The sequence below is a fragment of the Nonomuraea sp. NPDC050227 genome (assembly GCF_044459705.1).
Taxonomy (GTDB): Bacteria; Actinomycetota; Actinomycetes; order Streptosporangiales; family Streptosporangiaceae; genus Nonomuraea.
The window spans coordinates 18,912-43,433 of the sequence record NZ_JBITJF010000015.1; the positions used below are offsets into that span (position 1 = coordinate 18,912).

Here is a 24,522-nt window from a genome sequence, read left to right on the forward strand (position 1 = left end):
GGATTCCGGCGGTCAGCCGAGGGCGCGGTCGAGGTTGAAGGCGGCGCTGATCAGGGCCAGGTGGGTGAACGCCTGCGGGAAGTTGCCCTGCTGCTCGCCCGTCCGGCCGATCTCCTCGGCGTACAGGCCGAGGTGGTTGGCGTAGGTCAGCATCTTCTCGAAGGCCAGGCGGGCCTCCTCCACCCGGCCGGCGCGGACCAGCGCCTCGACGTACCAGAAGGAGCAGATGGAGAACGTGCCCTCCTGGCCGCGCAGGCCGTCGGGGCTGGCGTCCGGGTCGTAGCGGTAGACCAGCGAGTCGGACACCAGGTCGGCGGTGAGCGCGTCGAGCGTGGACAGCCACTTCGGGTCGGTGGGCGAGACGAACTTGGCCAGCGGCATCATCAGCAGCGCCGCGTCGAGCACGTCGCCGTCCTCGTGCTGGACGAACGCCTGCCGCGCGTCGGACCAGCCGTGGGCCATGATCTGCCGGTAGAGGTCGTCGCGCGCCCCGCGCCAGTGGGGGATGTCGGCGGGCAGGCCGCGGCGGGCGGCCATGCGCATGGCGCGTTCGATGGCGACCCAGCACATCAGCCGGGAGTACAGGAACTTCTTGCGTCCGCCCCTGGTCTCCCAGACGCCCTCGTCGGGCTGGTCCCAGTTGTCGCAGACCCAGTCGACCAGGGCGCAGACGGCGTCCCAGTGGTCGCTGGAGATGGGCTTGCCCCATTTGTCGTAGAGGTAGACGGAGTCGAGCAGGGCGCCGTAGATGTCGAGCTGGAGCTGACCGGCGGCGGCGTTGCCGACGCGTACCGGGGCCGAGCCGCGGTAGCCCTCCAGGTGGTCGAGCTGCCGTTCGGGCAGGTCGGTGCGGCCGTCGATGCCGTACATGATCTGGAGGGGGCCGTTGGGGCCGGCGGGGCGCAGGCTGACGTGCCGGGTCAGGAACGACATGAACGCCTCGGCCTCGCCGGTGAAGCCCAGCCGGAGCAGGGCGTAGACGCAGAAGGCGGCGTCGCGGACCCACAGGTAGCGGTAGTCCCAGTTGCGCTCGCCGCCGATCAGCTCGGGCAGGCTGGTGGTCGGGGCGGCGACGATCGCGCCGGTCGGCGCGTACGTCAGCAGCTTGAGCGTCAGGGCCGAGCGGTGGACCATCTCCCGCCACCTGCCCCGGTAGCGGGAGGCCGACAGCCATCTGCGCCAGAACGCGACCGTGGCGGTCAGCGCCTCCTCCGCCTCGACGTGCGGGCAGCCGAGGGGCGGGATCTCGGCCTCGATCCGGTCGAGCGCGAACACCTCCGACTCGCCCTCCACGAGGGTGAAGCACGCCCGCACGTCGCGTCCGTCGCACTCGACCGGCACGGTGGCGCTCAGCCCGAGCGTCAGCTGGGCGGACTCGAAGACGGTCAGGCCGTCGACCTCGCGCACGACGTGCGGGTCGGCCCCGTAGCCGAAGCGGGGGGCCACCCGCGCGTGGAACGGCAGCGAGCCGCGCACGCAGAGCACCCGGCGGATCAGCCGCTGCCGGCCGCGGCCGCCCGGCTCGCCGATGATCGGCATGAAGTCCTGGATCTCGCCCACCCCGCTCTCGGTGAAGAAGCGGGTGATGAGCACGTTGGTGTCGGGGAAGTAGAACTGCTTGGTCCGCGCCGGCACGTCGGTGCCCAGCTCGAACGCCCCGCCCCGGTCGGCGTCGAGGATCGAGGCGAACACGCTGGGCGAGTCGAAGGCCGGGCAGCAGTACCAGTCGATGGTGCCGTCGGTGCCGACCAGGGCCACGCTGCGCAGATCGCCGATGAGGCCGTGCTCGGCGATCGGCAGGTAGCGGTCACCGTCTGCTCCACCCATCGCAGCAGTTCTCCCTGGTCAGGGCGGTGCTCAAACCTCGTGCCCGGCCTCCTCCAGCGCGGCCAGGCGGCGGCGGAGGTGAGTGCGCTCGGGCTCGCTCCCGGCCGCCCCGAGCGCGGCGCGGTACGCCTCGGCGGCCTCGGGCAGCCGGCCGAGCCGGTGCAGCAGATCGGCGCGGGCCAGCAGGTACGGGTGGTAGTCGCGCAGCCGCCGCGCCCCGGCCAGCTCCTCCAGCAGCGCCAGGCCGGCCTCGGGCCCGTCGCGCATGGCCACGGCCGCCGCCCGGTTCAGCGCCACCACCGGAGAGGGGTCGAGCACGAGCAGCACGTCGTACAGGGCCACGACCTGCGGCCAGTCGGTCGCGGCCAGGTCCGGGGCCTCGTCGTGCAGCGCCGCGATCGCGGCCTGGACGGCGTACGGGCCGGGCGGGCCGCCGGTGAGCGCGGTCACCACCAGCGCCGAGCCCTCCTCGATCATGGCCCGGTCCCAGAGGCCGCGGTCCTGCTCGCCGAGCAGCACCGGCTCCCCCTCGGGCCCGGCACGGGCGTCGCGCCGGGCGTGCACCAGCAGCAGCAACGCCAGCAGCCCGGCGACCTCCCGCTCGGCGGGCAGCAGCCGGCGCAGGATCCGGGCCAGCCTGATCGCCTCCTCGGCCAGGTCGAGCCGCTGGAGGAAGGGCCCGGAGCTGGCCGCGTAGCCCTCGGTGAAGATCGAGTAGATCACCTGGAGCACGCCGGGCACCCGTTCCGGCAGCTCGTGGGCCTCGGGCACGCGGAACGGCACGCGCGCCTCCCTGATCTTCTTCTTGGCCCGGACGATGCGCTTGGCCATCGTCTGGGCCGGCACCAGGTAGGCCCGCGCCACCTCGGGGGTGGTCAGGCCGGCCAGGCAGCGCAACGTCAGCGCCCCGCGGTCCTCGGCCGGCAGCGCGGGGTGGGCGCAGGTGAAGAAGAGCCGCAGCCGTTCGTCGGGCAGGCCGCCGTCCTCGCCGGGGGGCGCTTCGGGGGCGGCCCGCTCGGCCTCGGCCGCCAGGACGGCCAGCCGGGTGGCCAGCGCCTGCTCGCGTCTGAGCCGGTCGACCGCCTTGCGCCTTGCGGTGGTCATCAGCCACGCGCCCGGATTGGGCGGCACGCCCTCGGCGGGCCAGTGCCTCAGCGCCGCCTCGACGGCGTCGGAGGTGACCTCCTCGGCGAGGTCGAGGTCGCCGAAGCGGCGGACGAGCGCGGCCAGCAGCCGGCCGCGCTCCTCACGGAAGACGGCCTCGATCTCACGCATCGAAGTCGGCGACCGGGCGGACCACCACCGAGCCGCCGCCGCGCGCACCCGGGCAGCGCACGGCCCAGTCGAGGGCGGCGTCGAGGTCCGGCACGTCGATCACGTAGAAGCCGCCCAGCACCTCGCGCGTCTCGGCGTACGGGCCGTCGGTGACGGTCGGCGTGCCGTCGGCGCTCACCCGTACGGTGGTGGCGGTCACCAGGTCGGCCAGCGACTCGCCGGAGACCAGGATGCCCGCCTCCCGGACGGACTTGTCGTAGGCCATCCACTCCTGGAAGTCGCCCGGCTCCTGCTCGTCGGAGGTGCCGGCGTTGATCAGCAGCATGTACTTCATCGGTGTTCCCCTTCGCGGTCGGCGTACGGCGGGGCCGCCGTACGCCTTCACCACGAACGGGACCCGCCCGGATGGACACGCCATGACGATGAGTTTTCCGGGTCCGTCCGGTCATTGTCACGACACGTCACTTCAGGAGGACCGATGAGCGTACTGGAACAGCGGATGCGGGGCGTGCTGGGCGGGTTCGTGGCGCGGGGCGAGGTGCCGGGGCTGGTCGGGCTCGTCCATCATCGGGGCGAGACGCACGTCGTGCCGATGGGCACGCTGGAGCGCGGCGGCGGGGCGGCCGTCGCGGCGGACTCGATCTTCCGGATCGCGTCGCTGACCAAGGCCGTCACCGCGGCGGCGGCGATGATCCTGGTGGAGGAGTGCGTCCTGCGGATCGACGACCCGATCGACGACCTCGTCCCCGAGCTGGCCGGTCGCCGGGTGTTGCGCGCCCTGGACGCGCCGCTGGACGACACGGTGCCCGCCACGCGGCCGATCACCGTACGCGACCTGCTGACCTTCCGGCTGGGCACGGGACAGCTCCTGGTGGAGGGCGACGAGCTGCCCATCGTGCGCGCGATGCGCGACCCGCGGATCGACCGCGGCCCCGACGGCCCCGGCAGCGGCCCTGACGAGTGGCTCGCCCGGCTGGGCGCGCTGCCGCTGATGTTCCAGCCGGGCGAGCGGTGGACCTACCACACGAGCGCCGACGTCCTGGGCGTGCTGGTCGCGCGGGCCGCCGGGAAACCGCTGCACGACTTCATGACCGAGCGCGTCTTCGAGCCCCTGGGCATGCGCGACACCGGCTACCACCTGCCCGCGGACAAGCTCCACCGCCTGGCGGCCTCCTACCGGCCGGACGGCTCGGGCGGCGTGACGCCGAGGCCCGACCCGCGCGTGTGGCACGAGCCGCCGGCCTTCCCGTCCGGCGGCGGCGGCCCCGGCCTGCTCTCGACCGCCCTCGACTACGCCGCCTTCCTCCGGATGCTGCTGGAGAAGGGGCGGCACGACGGCGGCCGGATCCTGTCGCGGGCCTCGGTCGAGCTGATGACGGCCGACCATCTGTCGCCGGCCCAGAAGGCGGGCGCCGAGACGTTCCTCGGGTCGGGCGGCTGGGGGTTCGGGATGCAGGTGGACACCCGGGCCGATCGCCTGTACACCCGGCCGGGCCGGTTCGGCTGGACCGGCGGGCTCGGCACCACGGCCTACGCCGATCCGTCGGAGGGGCTGGTGGGCGTGCTGTTCACCCAGGTGGCGATGACGTCGCCGGTGGCGCCCGAGGTCTTCGAGGACTTCTGGACCGTGACGTACACCTCGATCGACCAGCACCTCACCCCGATTTCCGGCAGATAAGGTGGGTAGGCGGCGTTTCGGGGGATTTCGCCGCTCACAGCGCTGAGGGGGACGGGTGGCGGAGTCGTTCGGCACGATGCTGCGGAGCCTGAGACACGCCGCCGGGCTGACCATCGAGGAGCTCTCCCACGCCTCCGGCGTCAGCGTGCGCGCCATCGGCGACATGGAACGCGGGGCCAGCAGGGGCCCGCAGCGGCGCACCGTCGAGGCCCTGGCCGAGGCGCTGCGGCTGGACGGGCCGCGGCGCACGGCGCTGTCCGACGCCGCCCGCGCCGGCCGCCCGCGCCAGGAGGCCGCGCCCGGCGCCTGCGAGCCGCCCCGCGGCGTGGGCGACTTCACCGGCCGCGAACGGGAGCTGCGCCTGCTGCGCGACCTGGCCGCCCGCACGGCCGAGGACGCGCCCGCCGCCGTCTCCGGGGCCGTCTCCGGGGCCGTCTCCGGGGCCGAGGACGCGCCCGCCGTCGTCGCGGCCGTCTCCGGGGCCGCCGGCATCGGCAAGACCGCCCTGGCCGTGCGCGCCGCCGCCCACCTGGCCGACCTGTTCCCCGACGGCCGCTTCTACCTGGACCTGCGCGGCATGGACCCGGTCCCGCTGGACCCGGGCACGGCGCTGTCCCGGCTGCTCAACGCCCTGGGCGTGGCCGAGCGGCGCATCCCGGCCGACGAGGAGGACCGCGCCGGCCAGTACCGCGCCCTGCTGCGCGGCCGGCGCTGCCTGGTCATCCTGGACAACGCCGCGCACGAGGCCCAGGTGCGCCCGCTGCTGCCCGCCGAGGGCCCGTCCATGACGCTGGTCACCAGCCGCCGCCCGCTGGCCGGGCTGGAGGGCGTGCACCAGGTGCCGCTGGCGCACCTGGCGGCCGGGGAGTCGGCCGCGCTGCTGCGCGCGATCGTCGGCGCCGAGCGCGCCGACGCCGACCCGGACGGGGTCGCCCAGGTCGCCGACCTGTGCGGGAACCTGCCGCTGGCGCTGCGCATCGCCGGGAACCGGCTGCAGAGCAGGCCCGGCTGGACCGCCGGGCACCTGGCCGCCCGCCTCGGCGACGAGGGACGCCGGGTGGAGTCGCTGGCCGCCGGCGACCTGTCGGTGGCAGCGGCCTTCGCGCTGTCGTACCGGCAGCTGTCGGCGCCCGCGCGGCGCGGCTTCCGGCGGCTGGCGCTGGCCGCCGCGCCGGACTTCGGGGCGCCGATGACGGCCGTCCTCGCCGAGCTCGGCCCGGACGAGGCCGAGGACGCCCTGGAGGAGCTGGTCGATCTCGGGCTGCTGCAGTCGCCGTACCCCGGCCGCTACCGCTTCCACGACCTGGTCCGGCTGTTCGCCCGCGCCCGGCTGTCCGACGAGGAGCCCATGACGGCGCAGCGGCAGGCGCGGCGGCGGATGGACGACTGGCTGCTGGAGGTCGCGACCGTCGCCGGGCGCTGGTTCGAGCCCGGCTACGGCGCTCCGCCGTCCGGGTGGAGCTCGCTGGTCGAGCTGGACAGCGCGCGGCAGGCGCAGGAATGGCTCCAGGCCGAGGGCGCGGCGTGGCTGGCCGCGCTGCGGCAGGCGGCCCGCGCCGGCGAGCACGCGCGGGTCGTCGAGGTGGCCGAGGCCATGCACTGGTTCTCCGACCTGTGGATGCACTGGGGGCACTGGCCCGAGGTGTTCGAGCTGTCGTCCGGCGCGGCCCGCGAGACGGGCGACCGCCTGCAGGAGGCGGTGCACCTCAACTACCTGTCCTGGGCGCGCACGTACTGCCAGGGCCGCTACGACGAGGGCGAGCGGACCGCGCTGCGCGCGCTGGAGCTGGCCCGCGAGGTCGGGGACGTGCGCCAGCAGGGCTGGGCCCTGACCTACGCCACCTGGGCGCTGTGGGGGCGCGACGACCGGCGCGCCACGGAGACCGGCCTGGAGCACGCGCGGCGGGCGGCGGAGTGCTTCCGGCAGGCCGGCGACCCCGAGGGCTACGCCCAGGCGATGCTCAGCGTCGGCAACGGCCTGCGCCGGCTGGGCCGGATCGAGGAGGCCGTACGGCACGGGCTGGAGCTGCTGGAACGGCTGCGCGACCCGGCGTTCGGCGGCACGCCGGTCATCGTCGCCCACGCCGTCGGGGCGGCGCTGGACCTGCTGAGCGACGGCTACTTCGCGCTCGGCCGCTGGCAGGAGGCCGCCGACCACTATCGCGAGGCGCTGGTCGAGCTGCGCAAGCGCCCGATCAACCGGGCCACGGCCCAGACGCTGACGAACCTGGGCCGGGCGCTGGTCGAGCTGGGACGGCGGGAGGCGGCGCGCGAGGCGTTCCAGGAGGCCCTGGAGCTGTACGAAGCCTCCGCCGACGCCGTCCGGGCGGCCCGCGTGACCGCCGAGCTCACCCGCCTGGCCCCGGTCGAGACCACTGTGACGCCCCCGGAAGGCGCTCGCTGAGCGGGCCGGTCAGGGGTCCACGAACCGTTCGATGAAGGTCAGGGCGGTGCCGCAGACCTCGCGCCAGCCGCTGTCCACGGTCATCGAGTGCCCGCGCCCCGGCAGCTCGACGATCTCGGTCAGGTGGTGCCGGTTGCGGGCCTGCCACAGGTAGGCGGCGTGCGCGGCGGCCCACGGGACCGTGCGGTCCATCTCGCCGGCAACCAGCAGCAGCGGCCCCCGGTCCGGCGCGGCGCCGTCGAGGCCCGTGGGGTCGCCCGCCTCCGCCGCCGGGACGGCGTACGTCTCGTACAGCCGCCTGGCCTCCTCCTCGCCGACGGCGTTGGCCACGGCGTGCCGGAAGCGCCCGTACGTGAGCGCCCCGCGGAACGGCGCCGGGCTGATCGCCACGCAGGCGCAGGCCAGCCCGCGGCCGGCCAGGATCTGCGCGACCAGGCCGCCGGCCGCGTGGCCGACCAGGGCGGGCCGGCGCGCCAGCCCGCCGATCAACCCGGCGAAGTGGCCTGCGGGATGCCCGGCGGCCTCGCCGTCCTCGGGCCAGGCCGGGATGACGGGGACGAACCCCGCCTGCCCGAACACCTCGGCCCAGGGCTCCCAGCTCTCGGCCAGCAACCACGGGTCGTGGACGAAGACGACCGGGACCCGCCCGGTGGCGTTGGCGTGCCGCACCTGGTCGAGGTCGTAGGCGGAGGGCATGGCGCGGGAGGTCAGCTCTCGTGCAGGGCCCGGCGCAGCGTGCCGGCGGCCAGCTCGATCGCCGACTCGGCCGCGTACGTGCCGCGCAGCGCGTTGAGCATGACGAAGTCGTGGATGATGCCCTGGTAACGCACGGCGGTCACCGGCACCCCGGCGGCGCGCAGCTTGGCGGCGTACGCCTCGCCCTCGTCGCGCAGCACGTCCGCCTCGCCGGTGATGACCAGCGCCGGCGGCAGGCCGGCCAGCTCCTCGACGGTGGCCCGCAGCGGGGACGCGGTGATCTCGGCGCGTTCGGCCTCCGAGGTCGTGTACTGGTCCCAGAACCACTGCATGCCGTCCCGGCGCAGGAAGTAGCCCTCGGCGAACTGCCGGTAGGACTCGGTGTCGAAGGACGCGTCGGTCACCGGGTAGAACAGCACCTGGCGGCGCAGCGACAGCCCGCCGCGCTGCTTGGCCATGATGGTCAGCGCGGCGGTCATGTTGCCGCCGACGGAGTCGCCGGCCACCGCGACGCGCGTGGCGTCCAGGCCCTTGGCGGCGCCGTCGGTGACGATCCAGCGGGCGACCGTCCAGTTCTGCTCGATGGCGACCGGGTAGCGGTGCTCGGGCGACAGGTCGTACTCGGGGAAGACCACGGCGGCGCCGGCGCCGGTCGCCAGCTCGCGGACCAGCCGGTCGTGGGTGTGGGCGTTGCCGAAGACCCAGCCGGCGCCGTGGATGTAGATGATCACGGGCAGGGCGCCGGTGCTGCCGGCGGGCCGCACGATGCGGGCCCTGACCTCGCCGGTGGGTCCGCCGGGGACCGTCACCCACTCCTCGTCCACGGCGGGCAGCTCGGCCGGGCCGGACTGCACCTCGTTCACGGCCTTGCGGCCCTCCTCCGGCGGGAGCTGGAAGAGGTACGGCGGCTCGGCGGTGGCCTCGGCGAACGCCTGAGCGGCGGGTTCCAGGACGGGCTTGATCATGATCGCTCCAGGAAGAAGGGGTGGGAAGCAGGGGGGCCGTCACCCATCCAAACGACCGGCCCGCGGAAAGACGAGGCGGAACCACAGGCAGAAGTACGTTTCCGCCTCGTGCGCGCGAGCGGCCCGGCTGTTGGATCGCTACCGGGGCCGACCGGTCCCTTTCGCCCCGAGAAGGAGTTTTTCCCATGACGGAGAGCACCACCCCGACAGTCGTCCTCGTGCACGGCGCGTTCGCCGACGCGGCGAGCTGGTCCGGCGTCATCGCCGAGCTGCAGCGGGACGGCATCCCCGTGGTGGCCCCGCCGAACCCGCTGCGCGGCCTGGCCTCGGACGCGGCGTACGTCGCCTCCGTCGCGGCCCAGATCGACGGCCCGGTCGTGCTGGCAGGCCACTCGTACGGCGGCGCGATCATCACCGTGGCCGGCGCGGCGGACAACGTCGTCGGCCTCGTCTACGTCGCCGCGTACGTCCCGGACGAGGGCGAGAGCCTGGGCGAGCTCCAGGGCCGCTTCCCCGAGCCGCCGCTCGGCGCGAGCCTGCGGCAGGCGTCCTACCCGCTGGCGGACGGCGGTGCCGCCGTCGAGTTCACCATCGCCGCCGACGCCTTCCCCCAGGTCTTCGCCGCCGACGTGCCGGCCGAGGTCACCCGGGTCCTCGCCGTGGCGCAGCGGCCGCTGGCGGCCGGGGCGTTCACCGAGGGCGCGGCCACGGCGGCCTGGCGGGCCAAGCCGTCGTGGGCCGTCATCGCCGACGCCGACCAGGCCATCAACCCCGACGTGCAGCGGTTCGGGGCCGAGCGGGCCGGCGCGACCGCCGTGGAGGTCGCCGGCGCCTCGCACGCGGTCGCGGTGTCGCGGCCGAAGGAGGTCGCCGACGTGATCCGGGCGGCCGTCCGGGCCACCGCCTCCTGATCGCCTCCTGACGGCCGGCCCGGCCGCCAGGAGGCCGGGCGGTCAGGACTGCTTGCCGAGGCCCTGGAAGCGGCTGTCGATGAAGTCGCCCCAGGTGGCGTTCAGCGACATCAGCTCGCCGTCCACCATCTTCCACTGGCGGGCCTTGTGCTGCGGATAGGCGAAGAGCACCGACGACAGGCGCTCGTAGCCGGCGGGCATCGGCTTGGTGTGCACCCGGTGCGTGGACGGCCGGAACCGCCCGTCGGAGGCGCTGGTGAGCATCCGGCCGATGTTGCACAGCACGACGTCGGTCCCGGCGATCACCGGCTCGACCCAGGTGCCGTCGTGCAGCACGTACTGCAGGCCCTGGTCGGACGGGGGAAGCTGGAGGCCGAGCATCTGGATGCCGGAGTGCTCGTGGGCCAGCACCTCGCGGTCGCCGACGTCCCGGTAGTGGATCACCCGCAGGTTCGTCGCGTCGTGCGAGAGGTCCAGCTCGGGCGTGCCGGGCGGCATCATCCCCCGGACGACCTCGCCGAAGAGCGAGATCAGCCGGAAGGCGATGTCGAACACCTCGGCGGCGCGGGCGCCGAACGCCGGGAAGGCCCGCAGCACGTCACCCGCCCCGGGCGGCTGGTCGCCGATCATGGCGCCGCTGACGTGGATGAACTCCTTCGGGTCGGGCACGCCGTTGGCCAGGCGCGGGATCTCCGAGTTGTACGGGAAGAACCCGTGCGTGCCGCCGACGGCGAGCTGCGGGACGACGTCGTAGGCGTAGTCGGACAGGCTCGGCCCGGTCGCCCGGCAGGCCGCGGCGAACTCGTTCATCATGGCCTCGACGCGCTCGCCGATGCCGGGCACCTCCGCGGCCATGAAGCCCCATCCGGTCAGCTGCGACCTGATGGCGTCGGTGGCGGCGGCCATGTCGGCCTCGATGTCATGCAGCCTGACGACGGGGGCGCGGCCGCTGAGTTCCATGAGAGGGACGTCCATTGTCACTCCGTTTCTCGATGACCGTTCGGGGATGGTTCGTCGTACGTGCTACGTGCCGGTGCTGCTCAGGTGGCGCGGGGTGCGGGCGGCGGGGTCGAGGCCGAGCCGCTGGGCGACCAGGGCGACCTCGGTGCGGTTGGAGCAGTTGAACTTGACGAGCAGGTTCGAGATGTGGCGCTTGACGCCGTGGATGGAGATGCCCATCGAGCGGGCGATCTGGTGGTTGCTCATGCCGCGCAGCAGCAGCGCCAGCACCATGTGCTCGCGCTCGGTCAGGCGGCCGAGCAGGTCGGGCCCGCCCCTGGACGGGACGGGCGCGTCGCCGCGCAGCAGCCGATCGAAGGTGCCCGACAAGCCGGCGACATTGATCTCGTCCCACAGCAGGCAACCGGCCAGCCCGTACCGCTGGGCGACGCAGGGGGCGAGCTCCTCCCCCTGACGCACCATGGCCAGGATCTGCGGGCGGGCCCGGCGGGGGCGTCCGCCGAGCACGTCCGGCAGGACCGCGAGCGGGATCACCGCCACGTCGAAGTCCTCGCCGGCCAGCAGCAGCCGGGCCTCCGCGCAGCTGCGCACGACCGCGACCCCGGCCACGTTCGACACCTTCATCAGCAGCGGCGGGAGCCCGTAGAAGGAGACCTCGTCCTCGGCGAGCCAGAAGACGGACAGCCTGGTGCACCTCGCCCGGAGGCTGGAAGGGGAGGCCGGGATGGGGTGGCCGGCCTCCAGCGTGATGGCACTCATCGCATGATCCTCTCTGCGTCGGCGAACGGCGGTCGGTCGGTACGCGGCGGCGGCTCACTCAGTCGCGGCGTCTCACCAGGTGGAAGGAGAAGTCGGTGCCCCTGTGGTAGTCCTGCGAATACAGCACCGGCCGTCCGGCGCTGTCGTGGTGGGTCTGGAGGAGCAGCAGCCAGGCGCCGCCGTCCTCGTGGGTGCCGATGCGCTCGGCCTGGGCGTGGCTGAGGGTCACCGCCCGCACCTGGGCGACGGCGTAGGCGATGGTGTGGCCGTGCTCGGTGAGGAGCTGGAACAGCGAGCCGGTCCAGTCCACCTCGTCCATGGGGCGGCCGATGAGCGAGCGCGGGAACAGGTCGATCGAGTACAGCAGCGCGTCGTCCCGGTGCCGGCGCAGGCGTTCCAGCCGGACGATGGCCTCGCCGGGCGGCAGTTGCAGCAGCTCGCGCTGGTGGCGGTCCGGCTCGGTGGCCATGACGTCGAGGACGGTGTTGTCGGCGGTGAACCCGCGGCTGGCCAGCATCTCGGTGACGCCTTCGAGGCGGGTCAGCGGCCGGTCCAGGCTGGGCTGCGAGGTGAGGTAGCGGCCGTCGCCGTGCCTGGCCTGGATGAGCCCTTCCTGCTCCAGGAGCTTGAACGCCTCCCTGATGCTGGTGCGCCCGACGTCGAACAGGGTCATGAGCTCGTTCTCGGACGGCAGCCTGTCACCGGGGCGCAGCCCCTGCTCGACGATCAGGGCGTGCAGCCGGTCACGGATCTGGATGGCCAGGGTGGGATGACGTCGTGTCACGCGGGTCTCTCCTGCACGGACGGACCGCGGAGCGGGGCGATGCCGAGCTCGGCGGCCGATGGGTAGCTGGGGGCACAGAACCGGCGCGTGACCGAGACGGTCGCCACCTGGCAGGCGAGCCGGACGCCGCGCACCAGGCCCGTGCCGGCGCAGAGGGCGGCCGCCAGGGCGCCGGTGAAGGCGTCACCCGCGCCGGTGGTGTCCACAACGCGCACGCTGGGGACGTCGATCAGCATAGTGCCGCCGTCGTCGGCGATCTCGGCGCCGTGCTCGCCGCGGGTGACGACGACGATGCGTCCCCTGGTCCTGCCGCGCAGGTCGTCCAGGTCGCCGGGGGTCTCGCCGGCCAGCGCGGCCAGCTCGCCCTCGTTGAGCACCAGCACGTCGGCGCGGGCCAGCAGCTCCTTGCCTGTCCCCTCCAGGAACGGTCCCGCCGGGCTCGGATTGAGCAGGACGCGCACGCCCGGCGGGGCCGCCGTCGCGGCGGCGTACGAGATCTCCAGCGGGATCTCCCCCTGCAGCACGAGCACGGATCCGGCGGGCAGGCCGGCGGCGACGGCGGCCGCCTGGGCGGGCGGCAGCAGGTCGGCGGCCCCCGGCCAGGTCATGACCAGCTGCCCGCCGGCCGCGTCGACGTAGACGAAGCTGCGCCCGGTCGCGACGCCGACGGCCGTGGTGCACTCGCCGACCTCGATCCCCTCGGCGCGCAGCTCGGCCAGCGCCACCGGCCGGGCGGCGTCGTCGCCGAGGCAGCCGACGAACCGGGCGGCGGCGCCCAGCCGCGCCGCGGCGACCGCCACGTTCGCGGCCTTGCCGCCGTGCGCGGTGGCGTAGTCGGCGGCGTTGACGCTCTCGCCCGGCTCCGGCAGGCGGTCGCCGAACATGTAGAGGTCGACGATGTAGGCCCCGACCGCGACGACGGTCACGAGCCCAGCCCCAGGGCGCAGGGCGCGATGCTGTCGGCGTCGACGGTCACCCGCACGTCGGGGTGGTGGTGCGCGAAGGTCACCGGGAGCAGCACGTCCGGCTCGGTGGTGAGCAGCAGCACCCGGACGATGTACCGCTTCCAGGCGCCGCCGTCGGTGATCAGGTGCAGCCGGCGGGCGGAGAGGATCTCCGACATGCCGACGGTGATCGCCATCCGCGGGATCGCCTGCGTGTAGCCGCCGGTCACCCGGTGCGAGTGGGCCACGATCGTGTCGTCGAGCAGCGGGACGACGCGCGTGGTCGAGGCGGCGAACTCCGCGGCGGTGTACTGGTGCCAGCGCGTGGACGGCGGCTCGTTGAAGGCCAGGTGCCCCCGGTAGCCGAAGCCCGCGTAGCAGGTGTCGGCCCCGCCCTCGCCGCGCAGGCGCGCGCCGAACGCGTCGGGGTCGAACACGTCGGGGAAGACGACGTTGCCGGGGTGGGGCCGCAGGTCGGGGTCGAGGAGCTGGTAGAGGTTGCGGTCGCAGTAGCCGCGGAAGCTGAAGGGGTGCGAGGGGTCCACCGGCCGGCCCTGCCAGTCGAGGAACTCGTCCATGTGGAAGGCGTACACGTCGGCCCAGCTGATGCGCTCCTCGTTGCAGATGCGCGCCAGGATCGGGTACTGCGCCTTCGGGCCCACGGGCAGGATCCAGCGGGTGGGCTCGCCGCGCATGTTGCGGGCGCGTAACTCGTCGGCCATCTCCCGGGCCAGCCGGTAGTAGAGCTCGGTGGTGTCGGGGTAGACGGTCAGCGGGTGGCGGGCGATGGCCGCCAGTTCCTCGGCCGGCATGGACAACATCTCGTCGGTCAGCTCGGCCGACGTGCGGGGATAGGGGTAGTCGAGGTGCCTCGCGCTCGCGGTGGTCACGTCACTCCTCCTCACAAGCTGCGGGTTGCAGGAATCGGGACAGGACGTTCCGGGTGATTCGCCTGATGTCACCGTCACAGCAGGCGAGGCTGGTCACCCAGTTGACGGATCCGGCGGCGAACACCGCGCCGCCGGATCCGAGCAGTCGCAGGGTCATGTCGGCGCGTACGGCCTGCGCGCCCGAACCGGCCTCCTCGGTGGGAGGCCGGTAGTGGTGGCCGTGGCCGCCCGCGGAGGTCGCGAGCACCAGGGTGTCCGGCGGGGTGCCGAGCTCGGGCGCGGCCCGGTCGATCTCGTCCCCCGCCGCCCCGCCGAGCGCGAGGCCGCAGCAGCCCACCGGGTCGGTGCCGACGCCCTCGAACACCCAGGACGCCTCCTCCCGGTGGCTGTCGGGCAGGCGGGTGTAGCCGGGGGCGGGCCCCCAGCCCTGGGCGGCGAAGCCGACGCCGAGCAGCTCCTGCGGCGCCAGGCCGCGGTGCCGCCAGAGGCCGCCGGGCTCGCCGGTGGAGGTCAGCACGTCCTCGCCGGGCTCGTCGTCCCACCAGTCGCCGACGTGGCCGCGGCGGACCTCGATGGCGTGCGGGTGCCGGGGGTCGACGCCGGTCACCCAGTAGAACCCGTTGCCGCCCAGGTACATGAGCCGGCCGCCGCCGGACACGTACGCGGCGAAGGCGGCGCGTTCGGGGGCGGTGACGTACTCGGGGTGGCTGCCGGTCAGGACGACGCGGTAGGCGGACAGCAGGTCGGCGCCGCCTTCGTGCACGTCCTCGTCGGCCAGCACGTCGAAGGCGAAGCCCGCCGAGCGCAGCCAGCGCAGCAGCAGCAGGTCGGCGGCGAAGTGGCGCGGCGCGCCGGTCATCCACCAGCGGTAGTCGGGGGTGAGGTTGAGCACCGGGCGGCGTCTGGAGGAGTGGGTGACGTGGCCGCCCTCGCGCCGCTGGTCGTACAGGGACAGGCCGAGCTCGCGGTGCTCGTTGAGGTAGGCGTCCACCGGGGAGAGCGTGATCACGCGGTCGGTGACGTGCCGGTAGTCGCCGAAGTACTCGGCCTCGCTGGACTGCCGGTGGTTGGCGTAGGCGAGGTAGGTGAAGGTGGGCAGGACGACCGCGACCGGGCTCCTGCGCGTCGCGTCCGGGCGCGCCACCACCGGCAGCACGCACGACTGCCCCCGGGTCCGCAGGCGGACGCCGAGCACGGTGGAGCCGGCGTCCTGCGGGACGGTCAGCTCGCACGTCACCGGCCAGCGGGCGTCGTCGAGGTCCTCCGGGCTGACCTGGAGCGCGGTGCGGGCGTCGCCGCCCGGCCCGAGGAGCCCGGCCAGCGGCCGGTTGACGGCGCTCGCGTGGTGGCCGTTGCCGCTGACGTCCGGGACGACGGGCGCGCCGGGGCCGGCGGACGGGTCCCACAGGGCCAGCAGCTCGGGGCCGAGGTGCTTGACCAGTTCGGGACCGGTGGTCAGGTCGGTCAGCGGAACGCGGCCGGGCATGGCGAGCGGGCCTTCGGTCAGCATGGGCAGGGCGATCCGGCCCGCGTACGGATGCTCGTCGCCCGCCCCGATCAGCAGCTCGCCCGACGGGGACGGCAGCGGCAGGCGCGCCCGCCCGGCGCTCACGCCCGTGGTGCGGAAGTCGTTCAGATGCAGCACGGTCATCAGCGGCGCCGCCTCCCACGCCACGGCCAGCAGCGACCACTCCCCCGCCGGGACGGCCGAGCGCAGCCGGCAGCCCATGCTCCCCGACGGCGTCAGCACGGTCGCCTTGGGCCGGCCCTCCTCGTCGAGCGCGAGCAGCAGCCGCCATCCGGCGGCCCCCAGCCGGGCCACGACCTGGCGCGGCCCGAGCCGCTTCGGCCGGATCCAGAGGGCGAGGCCGCCCCTGGCGGGCGTCGGCACCGAGGCCGCCTCCAGCCGGGAGCCGGGCCGCAGGGGCCGCGGCGCGATCGTCACCGGCACGGCCGGGGTCAGGTCGCCCTCCCGGACGAGGTCCACGAGGGTGACGTCGGCGTCCCCGTCCGGGCCGGAGGCGTGCACGGCCAGCGGCTCCCCGGGCGCCGCGGACCAGCGGTCGGCGTACCCCATCAGGCGGGGTTCCCGGTCGACGGCCATCACGCGTCTCCTCGCCGGTAGGGGATGCCGACGTAGGCCGGCATGCGGAGCCGTTGGGCGACCGTGACCAGCACCAGCAGCGTGGTGAGGTACGGCGTGGCGTACACGAGCTGGGTGGGGACCGAGTCGGTGCCCTGGAAGACCGCGAAGGCGGCGGCGCCGAGCAGCGCCAGCGTCGCGGCCGGGCGCAGCCGCGTGCGGACGAGCGCGACCGCCGCGACCCAGGCCAGCACGGCCCCGAGCAGCAGCAGCACGTGCACCGCGCTCGCCTGGCGCAGTTGCAGCGCGTCGGCGTAACCGAACAGCAGCGCCCCCGCCGCCGTGCCGGACGGCCGCCAGTTGCCGAAGATCATGGCGGCCAGCCCGATGAAGCCCCGGCCGCCGGTCTGGCCCTCGCGGTAGACCGTCGAGGAGACGGTGACCAGGTAGGCCCCGCCGAGCCCGGCCAGCCCGCCGGAGACCAGCACGCCGTAGTACCGCATCCGCAGCACCGGGACCCCGAGCGAGTCCGCCGCCGCCGGGTGCTCGCCCGCCGACCGCAGCCGCAGCCCGAACGCGGTCCGCCAGAGCAGCACGAAGCTGACCGGGACCAGCGCGACGGCGACCACGGTGAGCAGCGAGACCTCGTGCAGGAAGCCCCGCACGATCCTGGCGAGGTCGGACACCAGGAAGAACCGGCCGCGCTCCAGCGCGCCGAGCAGGTCGGCCGTGCCCCCGCCGCCCGCCAGGACGGGCACGCTGACCGTGCCGATCGACCCGCTCACCGGCGGCGACTGGGTGGCCCCCGCCCCCGGCAGGCCGCTGAAGGCGATGACCGACATGAACCGGGCCACGCCCACCGCCAGGATGTTGATCGCGATGCCGCACACCACCTGGTCGACCCCGAAGGTGACGGTGACGACCGCGTGCAGCAGCCCGGCCGCGACCCCGCCGAGCGTGCCGGCCAGCACCCCGGCCCAGACGCCGAACCCGTACCCGGCCCACGCTCCGCAGACCGTGCCGATGATCATCATGCCCTCGATGCCGAGGTTGGCGACGCCCGCGCGCTCGCTCCACAGGCCGCTCAGCCCGGCGAGCCCGATCGGGACCGCCAGCCGCAGCGCCGCCCCCACGACGCCCGACCCGGTGAGCTCGTCGGCGCCGGTGAACACCCTGACCACCGACATCGCCAGCAGCAGGACGAGCGCGGCCCGCCACCATCGGTACCGTCCCGCGCTCATGCGGTCGGCTCCAGCGCCGGGGACGCCTGCTCCCGTACGAGCCGCTCGGCCCGCCGGCGTTCCATCCGCCGCGCCACCTCGTAGGCCACCACGACGCTGAGCACGATGACGCCCTGCATGATCGTGACGATCTCCTTGGGGATGCCCTCGATGTCGAGGATCAGCGCCGACCGTTCCAGGAACCCGAAGAGCAGGGCGGCCAGCGCGATGCCCGCGGGCGTGTTGCGGCCGAGCAGGGCCACGGCGATCCCGGTGAAGCCCGCGCCGGAGGGGAAGTCCATGCCGTACCGGTAGGTCTGGCCCAGCAGGTCGGGCAGCCCGGCCAGGCCCGCCAGGCCGCCGGACAGCACCATCGTGACGAGGATCATCCGGCGCGGGTCGATGCCCTGGACGCGCGCCGCCACCGGGTTCAGGCCGCCGGCCCTCAGCTCGTAGCCGTAGCGGGTGCGGGTGAGCAGCACGTGCACCGCCACCCCGAGCACGACCGCGCCCAGCGTGGCCGAGCCGAGCTGGTCGCCCGACGGCAGCGTGAGCTGCGGCAGCCGGGCCGACGGCGGCAGCTCCCGCGTCGAGCCCGAGGTGCTGCCGGCGGCGAAGACCTCGGCCAGCAGGTAGGCGACGACGGCGGTGGCGACGTAGTTCAGCAGCAGCGTGGACAACACCTCGGAGACCCCGCGCCACACCTTGAGCACCGCGGCGATCCCCGCCCACAGGGCTCCGGCCAGCACCGCGACCAGGCAGACGAACGCCAGGTGCAGCGGGCCCGGCAGCCGCACGGCCGCCCCGGCGACCGCCGCGAACAGCGCGGCCACGTGGTACTGGCCCTCGACCCCGATGTTGAACAGCTTCATCCGGAAGGTGACGGCCACGGCGAGGGCGGCGAAGAAGTAGACGGCCGCCCGGTTCACCGCGGAGACGAGCGAGTCCGGCCGGACCCCGAACTCCAGCATCGTCAGGTACGTCCGCCCCGGCGCGGCCCCCACCGCGGCCAGCAGCGCGGTGGCGACCGTGAGCGCGATCAGCAGCGCGAGCGCCGGGACGGCGAGCACGCCCAGCGCTTCCCGGCCCGCCGCCCGCGCCCGGCTCACCGGCTCTCCGCCGGCCTGGCGGGCACCTTGATCTCGCCCGAGACGATCCGCTTGCGCAGCTCCTCCAGCCGCGGCTGGATGTCGGCGAGCTCGCCGCCGCTGGTGGCGTAGCCGACCCCGCCCTCCTTGAGCCCGAACTCGCGCACGCCGGCGATCGGCCGCCCCGCCACCGCGTCCCGGACGATGCTCAGCACCGCGACGTCGAGCTGCTTGGTGGCGCTGGTCAGGATCACCCCGGCGAGCCCGGGATCGACCGTCTTGCGCTGGTCGACGTCGACGCCGATCGCCCACTTGCCGGCCGCCTTGGCCGCCTGGAAGACGCCGAGCCCGGACGCCCCTGCGGCGTGGTAGACGACGTCGGCGCCGCCGTCGTACATGCCGCGGGCCGCCTCCTGGGCCTTGTCGGGGGCGGAGAAGCCGCTGAAGTCGGGCGGCTGGGACATGAACACGCTGGAGAGCTGGATGCCGGGTTTCACCGCGCGGGCGCCGGCCGCGTACCCGGCGAGGAACTTCTCCTGCGGCGGCGTCTGCACCCCGCCGACGAAGCCGATCTTCCCGCTGGCGGACTTGAGCGCGGCCGCCGCGCCGACCAGGTAGCTGGCCTGCTCCTCGCGGAACACCACGTTGGTGACGTTGGGCAGCTTCACGGTGGCGTCGTCGATGATGACGAACTGGGTGCGGGGGAAGGCGGGGGCGACCTTGGCCAGCGGCTGGGCGTAGAAGAAGCCGACGGCCAGCACCGGGTTGTGGCCGGTCTGGGCCAGCAGCCGCAGGATCTCCTCCAGGTCGGACCCGGCGGCGTTGGGGCTGAGCTCCTTGGCCGCGACGCCCAGCTCGGCCTTCGCGCGGTCGACGCCGGCCCCCACCGAGTCGTTGAAGGATCTGTCGCCGCGCCCGCCGCGGCTGAAGGCCACGCCGACCGAGGTGGCGCCCTTCTTCCCGGCGGCGGGACTGACGGCGCCGCAGGCGGCCAGCGAGCACAGCGCCGCGAGGACGGCGAGGACGCGGACGAGCACAGGGGCAACGGCTAATCGGGGCACTGGGGCACCTCTCAGACGGGACGCCCGCGCCCGGCGCGGGCCCTGGCGGCCTGCCTCCGCAGGCCGATCCTGGCCGGTGCGTTCCCGGCTCCAGCGACCATCATGAATAGTCGTCAGACAAGCGTCAATACTTCTCTGAGAAATCGGCCGTGGCGTGCCGTTCCAGCCACGCGGCCACCCCGTCGTCGTCGTTGGAGGCGGTCACCTCGCCCACCGCGCCGAGCACGGCGGGATGGGCGTTGGCCACCGCCACCGCGGTTCCTGCCCAGGTCAGCATGGGCAGGTCGTTCGGCATGTCGCCGAAGGCGATCACGTCGGCGCTGCCCAGGCCGAGCCGGGACGCCATCGACTCCAGGGCCGCGGCCTTGGTCACGCCGGACCGCATGACCTCGCAGAACACGTCGGCCGAGATGGTGACCTCGCAGCCGGTCAGCAGGCCGCGCACGGTCTCGTAGTACTGGCGGGCGGCGCCTTCGAGCTGGACCATCAGCTTGCCGACGTCGTGCCGGTCGATCTCGTGCTCCAGGCGGGGCACCCGGCGCGCGTCGCGGGCCAGCGGCTCGGGCAGGTGGAAGGCGTCCTCCAGGAGGAGTTCGAGGCGGCACTCGGCGCCCAGGCGCACGCCGGGGAACCGGTCGCGCAGCAGCGCCAGCGTCGCGGCGAGCGGCTGCCGGTCCAGCGGGCGGTAGTCGACCACCTCCTCGCCGCCGAAGTCGTAGGTGATCGAGCCGTTCCCGCAGACGGCGACGGCCGCGTGGTCCAGGGCCGCGGCCACCGGACGGGTGTCGCGGACCGGCCGCGCGGTCGCGATGACGAACACGTGCCCGGCGGCGCGGGCCCGGCGCACGGCGGTCCTGGTGCGCTCGGAGACCTGGCCGCGGGAGTCCAGGAGCGTCCCGTCGAGGTCGCACACGATCATCCGGCGGCTCACGGCGTGACGTCCTTCCCGACGCGCGACTCGATGACGTCGAGCGCCCCGGCGGCCAGGATGCCGCCGATGGTCTCGGCCAGGCCGCGCCGGGCGGCCAGCCCCTGCACGACCACCAGGCTCTCGGTCAGGCCGGTGCCGGCCCGCCAGGACCGTGCCGGCATAGACCCCGCCACCCGCGGGAGGTCGCGCGTGGTGGTGCGCACGGTCAGCAGCACGTGGGCCGCTCCCCCGTCGACCGAGGTCAGCAGCCGCGCGACCCGCTGGATCGCGGCGCGCCTGCGGGCGTCCCGCCAGGCGGCGGGGCTCGCGACGACCTGCGGGAAGCAGGTGCGCAACGTGGCGACGACCCGCAGGTCGTGCTCGTCCAGGGCGGAGCCGGGGCCGTCGGTCTCGATGACGGCGTCGGCCAGCTCGGGGACCTTGGCCTCCGTGGCGCCGAACGACGGGACGATCCGTACCGGCAGCGGCACGCTCTGGAAGAACTGCCGGGAGATCTTCGGGAAGCCGGTCGCGACCCGGGCCCCGGCGGGCAGGCCGGCGGCGTCCACGGCGGGATGCCCGAAGGGGACGGCGAGCACCAGCCGCCAGGGCGGCACGCACCCGCTCGCCTCGACCAGCTCGACCTTCGCGCCGGTCTCCTCGATCCAGTCGGTGCCGGTCACGCCGAAGTCGAAGACGCCTCGCTCCACGGCGAGCGGGATCTCGCGCGGCTTGTGGAAGGCCACCTCGACGCCGCCGTCGTAGGCGATGCTCGCCCGGTAGCTGCGCTCGGACGGCCGGCGCACCTCCAGCCCGGCCGCGGCGAACAGGTCGAGGACGGGACGCTCCAGGAACGTGCCCTTGGGCAGCGCGAGCGAGACCATGCAGTCCTCCTCGGAACAGGGGGACCGGCCCCCGGCGACTGGGCGTGCGGCGCGCACCGGCAAGCGTTCCCGTCCGGGCGGGCGGGCGGCAAGTGAACCATGGTGGTGGCCGAAGGTTGACTTCGCTTCCTGACCAGTGTTCGCGATGATGGAAAAGGGGGGTTCACGGGAGAGGAAACGACGAGTGTCCACACACCTGACCCTCCTGCCCGCCGTCGACGTGCGCGGCGGCCGGGCCGTCCGCCTGCTGCGCGGCGAGTCCGGATCCGAGACCTGGTACGGCGACCCGCTCGACGCGGCGCTGGCCTGGCAGGACGCGGGCGCCGACTGGGTGCACCTGGTGGACCTGGACGCCGCCTTCGGCACCGGCTCCAACCGGGCGCGGATCGCCGAGGTCGTCGGCGCCCTGGACATCCCGGTCGAGCTGTGCGGCGGCGTGCGCGACGACGCGAGCCTGGCGGCGGCGCTGGCCACCGGCTGCGGCCGGGTGGTGCTCGGCACCGGCGCGCTGGAGCGTCCGGCGTGGGTGGCGCAGGTCATCGCCCGGCACGGCGACCGGGTGGCCGTCGAGCTGGACGTCTGGGGCACCACCGTACGCAGCCACGGCTGGACCCGCGACGCCGGCGAGCTGTACGAGACCCTGGCCCGCCTCGACGCGGCCGGCTGCGCCCGGTACGTCGTCACCGACATCGCCAGGGACGGCACCCTCGGCGGCCCCAACCTGAAGCTGCTGCGCGACGTCTGCGCCGCCACCGGCCGGCCCGTCGTGGCCTCCGGCGGCATCTCCAGCCTGGACGACCTGCGCGCCGTCTCCTCCCTGACCCCGCTCGGCGTCGAGGGCGTGGTCGTGGGCAAGGCGCTGTACGCCGGCCGGTTCACCCTGCGACAGGCCCTGGACGCGGTACGCAAACCGGAGTCCTAGACCGGCCGCATGGCCAGCGCGCGCAGGGCCAGCTCGACCATGCCCGAGCCGGGCGACTCGGCGGCCAGGCGGCGCAGGGCGTCGCCGTCCAGCCAGCGGGCCTCGTCGAACTTGTCCTGCTCGATCGTGGGCCGGGTCAGGTCGCCCTCGACCGTGGCCAGCACGTCGATCTCGCGGCGCAGGCCGCCGTCGCCGCCGGTCCAGTCGAAGACGTCCACCAGGCCGCCCACCCGCAGCAGCCGCCAGCCGGTCTCCTCCGCGATCTCCCTGGCCAGCGCCGCGCACAGCGTCTCGCCCCGCTCGACGTGCCCGCCGACGATGTCCCAGCAGCCGGGGAAGAGCCGCACGTGGGCCGCCCGCCGTTGCAGGAACACCTCGCCGAGCGGGTTGATCAGCACGGCGCCGACCACGCAGCGCACGCCCGTGGCGGACGCCTCCCGCTGGATCGGCTCGAACTCCGCCGGATGGGGGGCGCAGGTCATGCGGTCTCCTGGTGCGCGTAGTAGGTGGCGTAGAGCTCGGCGAACGGGCCGTCGCGGCGCAGCAGCTCGTCGAACCGGCCTTGCTCGGCGATCTCGCCGCCGTGCAGCACGAGGACGCGGTCGGCGCGCCGGATGGTGGACAGCCGGTGGGCGATCACCACGACCGTGCGGCCGGCGCACAGCCGGGCCAGCGCGTCCTGGATGCCGCGCTCGGTCAGCGGGTCGACGCTGGCGGTCGGCTCGTCCAGCAGCAGGATGTCCGGCTCGCGGACGAACATCCTGGCCAGGGCGATGAGCTGCCGCTGCCCGACCGACACGCCCTGCCCGCCGGCGGCCAGGCGGTCGTCCAGGGACATCGGCATGCTGCGGTCCCACACGCGGTGGCCGATCCGCTCGACGGCCCGGACGACGTCGTCGCGGCCGGCGCCGGGGCGGCCGTAGGCGATGTTCTCGGCGAGCGTGCCGGCGAAGATGAACGGGTGCTGCGGGACGACGCCCACCCGCCGCCGGTAGGCCCGCAGGTCGAGGGTGCGGATGTCGCGGCCGTCCACCAGCAGCTCGCCGCCCTGGAAGTCGTAGGCGCGGGCGATCAGCTTGGCCAGCGTGGACTTGCCGCCGCCGGTGTGCCCGACGACCGCCACCGTCTCGCGGGCGGCGAGGCGCACGTCGAAGTCGCGGAACACGGCGGCGCCGGAGCCGTACCGGAAGTGCAGGCCGCGCGCCTCGATCGCGCCGGTCAGCTCGGTCACCGGCGCGTTGCCGCTCTGGACGACGGCGTGGTCGCTGTCGATCAGCGCGAACACCCGCTCGGCGGCGGCCAGCCCCTGCTGGAACAGGCTCCAGAACGAGGCGGCCTGGGTGACCGGCTGCCAGAGCATGCCGAGCGCCTGGAGGGCGAAGTACCACTCGCCCGCCGAGAGCCTGCCGATCGCCGCGAACCGCCCGCCCTGGTACAGCACGACCGCCGTGGCCAGGCCCGCCAGCAGCGTCAGGACCGGCAGGATGACCGCGTAGATGAGCCCCTGCCGGACGTAGACCCGGTACGACAGCCGGTTGACGTCGTCGAAGTCGTCGTGGACGGCCCGCTCGCGGCCGAAGCTCTTGGCGACCGCGATGCCGAGCATGGTCTCGTGCACGTTGGCGTTGACCTTGGCCATCACCCGCCGCGTGGCGGCCGCCGCCGTGCGGGCCACCCGGCGGAAGGCCAGGGCGGTGCCCAGCAGGAACGGCAGTGCCGCCAGGATGACCAGGCCGAGGCCGGGGTCGATCCAGAACACCACGCCGCCGAGCAGCACCACCAGGAAGAGCTGGCTGATCAGGTTGAGGGTGAGGGTGAGCACCGAGCCGAAGCCCTCGGTGTCGCCGGTGACCCGGCTGAGCACCTTGCCGACCGAGTTCTCGTCGTAGAAGGCGACGTCCTTGGCGAGCGCGGCGTCGGCGGCCTCGCACTGCAACTGGTAGACCATGCCGCCCACCAGCCGCGCGGTGATCGCCTGGCGGGCCCAGTTCATCGCCCAGGCCAGCACCGCCGCCGCGACCACGAACAGGCACAGCAGCAGGCCGGGGCCGCTGCCGCCGCCGGCCTGGTCGATCAGGCGGGAGACGACGATCGGCACGGAGGCGGTCAGCAGCACCGAGCCCGCGACGAGGAGGGCCGAGCCGATCATGCCGGCGCGGTGGGCGCGCAGCTGCCGCAGGATGCGGGCCAGCAGGCGGCGGTTGCCGTACACGCGGTCGTAGGCGTCGGCGTGCAGGCCCGCGAACAGGTCGCTCACGGGC

Annotated in this window: 22 protein-coding genes; 4 read left to right on the forward strand and 18 right to left on the reverse strand. The window is 74.4% G+C overall.

The genetic code is table 11. The features are described from left to right. Positions 1 to 12: 12 nt before the first annotated feature. Genes ACIBK9_RS43090 through ACIBK9_RS43100 form a run of 3 tightly spaced genes read right to left on the reverse strand, consistent with a single transcriptional unit; the run spans position 13 to position 3,436 of the window. A complete protein-coding gene (locus ACIBK9_RS43090; RefSeq protein WP_397164742.1) occupies positions 13 to 1,827 on the reverse strand; it encodes a glycoside hydrolase family 15 protein in 1,815 nt (604 codons plus the stop codon). Positions 1,828 to 1,857: 30 nt separating this feature from the next. Continuing rightward, entirely contained in the window at positions 1,858 to 3,102 is a 1,245-nt protein-coding gene (locus ACIBK9_RS43095; protein ID WP_397164743.1) for an RNA polymerase sigma factor, read from the reverse strand. After that, complete coding sequence (locus tag ACIBK9_RS43100) at positions 3,095 to 3,436, reverse strand: YciI family protein (protein ID WP_352319589.1); 342 nt, start codon at positions 3,434 to 3,436, stop codon at positions 3,095 to 3,097. The genes ACIBK9_RS43095 and ACIBK9_RS43100 overlap by 8 nt, the downstream gene beginning before the upstream one ends. Positions 3,437 to 3,580: 144 nt before the next feature. Between ACIBK9_RS43100 and ACIBK9_RS43105 the strand changes: the two genes are divergently transcribed. Then, complete coding sequence (locus ACIBK9_RS43105; protein ID WP_397164744.1) at positions 3,581 to 4,780, forward strand: serine hydrolase domain-containing protein; 1,200 nt, start codon at positions 3,581 to 3,583, stop codon at positions 4,778 to 4,780. Positions 4,781 to 4,835: 55 nt separating this feature from the next. Beyond that, positions 4,836 to 7,184, forward strand: a complete 2,349-nt coding sequence (locus ACIBK9_RS43110; protein ID WP_397164746.1) for an ATP-binding protein — start codon at positions 4,836 to 4,838, stop codon at positions 7,182 to 7,184. A 9-nt stretch (positions 7,185 to 7,193) separates the two neighbouring features. Here ACIBK9_RS43110 and ACIBK9_RS43115 read toward each other — a convergent pair whose 3' ends face one another. Both ACIBK9_RS43115 and ACIBK9_RS43120 read right to left on the reverse strand, forming a co-directional pair. Further along, the gene (locus ACIBK9_RS43115) at positions 7,194 to 7,880 is read right to left on the reverse strand and encodes an alpha/beta hydrolase (RefSeq protein ID WP_397164747.1); all 687 of its coding nucleotides are present in this window, start codon (positions 7,878 to 7,880) and stop codon (positions 7,194 to 7,196) included. Positions 7,881 to 7,891: 11 nt separating this feature from the next. Continuing rightward, the gene (locus ACIBK9_RS43120; RefSeq protein ID WP_397164749.1) at positions 7,892 to 8,845 is read right to left on the reverse strand and encodes an alpha/beta hydrolase; all 954 of its coding nucleotides are present in this window, start codon (positions 8,843 to 8,845) and stop codon (positions 7,892 to 7,894) included. Positions 8,846 to 9,030: 185 nt separating this feature from the next. Here ACIBK9_RS43120 and ACIBK9_RS43125 point away from each other — a divergent pair, with 185 nt between their 5' ends. Beyond that, a complete protein-coding gene (locus tag ACIBK9_RS43125; protein WP_397164751.1) occupies positions 9,031 to 9,756 on the forward strand; it encodes an alpha/beta fold hydrolase in 726 nt (241 codons plus the stop codon). Positions 9,757 to 9,798: 42 nt separating this feature from the next. On the opposite strand, the gene ACIBK9_RS43130 is transcribed toward ACIBK9_RS43125, so the two are convergent. From ACIBK9_RS43130 to hisG, 11 genes are all read right to left on the reverse strand, one after another. After that, positions 9,799 to 10,731 (reverse strand): 2OG-Fe(II) oxygenase family protein, encoded by a 933-nt coding sequence (locus ACIBK9_RS43130; RefSeq protein ID WP_352349644.1) that lies wholly within the window; start codon positions 10,729 to 10,731, stop codon positions 9,799 to 9,801. Between the two features lie 48 nt (positions 10,732 to 10,779). After that, positions 10,780 to 11,475, reverse strand: coding sequence for a LuxR C-terminal-related transcriptional regulator (locus ACIBK9_RS43135; RefSeq protein ID WP_358283124.1), 696 nt, complete (start codon positions 11,473 to 11,475; stop codon positions 10,780 to 10,782). Positions 11,476 to 11,533: 58 nt separating this feature from the next. Then, complete coding sequence (locus ACIBK9_RS43140) at positions 11,534 to 12,259, reverse strand: GntR family transcriptional regulator (protein WP_387668394.1); 726 nt, start codon at positions 12,257 to 12,259, stop codon at positions 11,534 to 11,536. Then, a complete protein-coding gene (locus ACIBK9_RS43145) occupies positions 12,256 to 13,185 on the reverse strand; it encodes a PfkB family carbohydrate kinase (RefSeq protein ID WP_397164752.1) in 930 nt (309 codons plus the stop codon). Before ACIBK9_RS43145 ends, ACIBK9_RS43140 begins: the two co-directional genes overlap by 4 nt. Then, positions 13,182 to 14,093, reverse strand: a complete 912-nt coding sequence (locus tag ACIBK9_RS43150; RefSeq protein ID WP_397164753.1) for a 6-phosphogluconolactonase — start codon at positions 14,091 to 14,093, stop codon at positions 13,182 to 13,184. Before ACIBK9_RS43150 ends, ACIBK9_RS43145 begins: the two co-directional genes overlap by 4 nt. Before the next feature lies 1 nt (position 14,094). Then, positions 14,095 to 16,197: a N,N-dimethylformamidase beta subunit family domain-containing protein gene (locus ACIBK9_RS43155; RefSeq protein WP_397164755.1), complete on the reverse strand. Its 2,103-nt coding sequence runs from the start codon at positions 16,195 to 16,197 to the stop codon at positions 14,095 to 14,097. Continuing rightward, positions 16,197 to 17,417 (reverse strand): ABC transporter permease, encoded by a 1,221-nt coding sequence (locus ACIBK9_RS43160; protein ID WP_397164757.1) that lies wholly within the window; start codon positions 17,415 to 17,417, stop codon positions 16,197 to 16,199. Before ACIBK9_RS43160 ends, ACIBK9_RS43155 begins: the two co-directional genes overlap by 1 nt. After that, entirely contained in the window at positions 17,414 to 18,505 is a 1,092-nt protein-coding gene (locus ACIBK9_RS43165; RefSeq protein WP_358283115.1) for an ABC transporter permease, read from the reverse strand. The genes ACIBK9_RS43160 and ACIBK9_RS43165 overlap by 4 nt, the downstream gene beginning before the upstream one ends. Next, positions 18,502 to 19,521, reverse strand: a complete 1,020-nt coding sequence (locus ACIBK9_RS43170) for a BMP family protein (RefSeq protein ID WP_397164759.1) — start codon at positions 19,519 to 19,521, stop codon at positions 18,502 to 18,504. The genes ACIBK9_RS43165 and ACIBK9_RS43170 overlap by 4 nt, the downstream gene beginning before the upstream one ends. 148 nt (positions 19,522 to 19,669) lie before the next feature. Beyond that, positions 19,670 to 20,476, reverse strand: coding sequence for an HAD family hydrolase (locus ACIBK9_RS43175; protein WP_352349628.1), 807 nt, complete (start codon positions 20,474 to 20,476; stop codon positions 19,670 to 19,672). Further along, positions 20,473 to 21,339 carry an ATP phosphoribosyltransferase gene (gene hisG / locus ACIBK9_RS43180; RefSeq protein ID WP_397164761.1) on the reverse strand — a complete coding sequence of 289 codons (867 nt, stop codon included), beginning with the start codon at positions 21,337 to 21,339 and terminating at the stop codon, positions 20,473 to 20,475. The genes ACIBK9_RS43175 and hisG overlap by 4 nt, the downstream gene beginning before the upstream one ends. Before the next feature lie 184 nt (positions 21,340 to 21,523). Here hisG and priA point away from each other — a divergent pair, with 184 nt between their 5' ends. Beyond that, complete coding sequence (priA, locus tag ACIBK9_RS43185) at positions 21,524 to 22,261, forward strand: bifunctional 1-(5-phosphoribosyl)-5-((5-phosphoribosylamino)methylideneamino)imidazole-4-carboxamide isomerase/phosphoribosylanthranilate isomerase PriA (protein WP_397164763.1); 738 nt, start codon at positions 21,524 to 21,526, stop codon at positions 22,259 to 22,261. Here the strand turns inward: priA and ACIBK9_RS43190 are convergent. Both ACIBK9_RS43190 and ACIBK9_RS43195 read right to left on the reverse strand, forming a co-directional pair. Next, a complete protein-coding gene (locus ACIBK9_RS43190; RefSeq protein WP_397164765.1) occupies positions 22,258 to 22,743 on the reverse strand; it encodes an NUDIX hydrolase in 486 nt (161 codons plus the stop codon). The two genes, priA and ACIBK9_RS43190, sit on opposite strands and share 4 nt — an antisense overlap. Then, a complete protein-coding gene (locus ACIBK9_RS43195) occupies positions 22,740 to 24,518 on the reverse strand; it encodes an ABC transporter ATP-binding protein (RefSeq protein ID WP_397164766.1) in 1,779 nt (592 codons plus the stop codon). The genes ACIBK9_RS43190 and ACIBK9_RS43195 overlap by 4 nt, the downstream gene beginning before the upstream one ends. Positions 24,519 to 24,522 lie beyond the last annotated feature (4 nt).

Coding starts and splice junctions, on each gene's coding strand:
- ACIBK9_RS43090 (WP_397164742.1), bottom strand. CDS start 1,827: ATGGGTGGAGCAGACGGTGACCGCTACCTGCCGATCGCCGAGCACGGC.
- ACIBK9_RS43095 (WP_397164743.1), bottom strand. CDS start 3,102: ATGCGTGAGATCGAGGCCGTCTTCCGTGAGGAGCGCGGCCGGCTGCTG.
- ACIBK9_RS43100 (WP_352319589.1), bottom strand. CDS start 3,436: ATGAAGTACATGCTGCTGATCAACGCCGGCACCTCCGACGAGCAGGAG.
- ACIBK9_RS43105 (WP_397164744.1), top strand. CDS start 3,581: ATGAGCGTACTGGAACAGCGGATGCGGGGCGTGCTGGGCGGGTTCGTG.
- ACIBK9_RS43115 (WP_397164747.1), bottom strand. CDS start 7,880: ATGCCCTCCGCCTACGACCTCGACCAGGTGCGGCACGCCAACGCCACC.
- ACIBK9_RS43120 (WP_397164749.1), bottom strand. CDS start 8,845: ATGATCAAGCCCGTCCTGGAACCCGCCGCTCAGGCGTTCGCCGAGGCC.
- ACIBK9_RS43125 (WP_397164751.1), top strand. CDS start 9,031: ATGACGGAGAGCACCACCCCGACAGTCGTCCTCGTGCACGGCGCGTTC.
- ACIBK9_RS43130 (WP_352349644.1), bottom strand. CDS start 10,731: ATGGACGTCCCTCTCATGGAACTCAGCGGCCGCGCCCCCGTCGTCAGG.
- ACIBK9_RS43135 (WP_358283124.1), bottom strand. CDS start 11,475: ATGAGTGCCATCACGCTGGAGGCCGGCCACCCCATCCCGGCCTCCCCT.
- ACIBK9_RS43155 (WP_397164755.1), bottom strand. CDS start 16,197: ATGGCCGTCGACCGGGAACCCCGCCTGATGGGGTACGCCGACCGCTGG.
- ACIBK9_RS43160 (WP_397164757.1), bottom strand. CDS start 17,417: ATGAGCGCGGGACGGTACCGATGGTGGCGGGCCGCGCTCGTCCTGCTG.
- hisG (WP_397164761.1), bottom strand. CDS start 21,339: ATGGTCTCGCTCGCGCTGCCCAAGGGCACGTTCCTGGAGCGTCCCGTC.
- ACIBK9_RS43190 (WP_397164765.1), bottom strand. CDS start 22,743: ATGACCTGCGCCCCCCATCCGGCGGAGTTCGAGCCGATCCAGCGGGAG.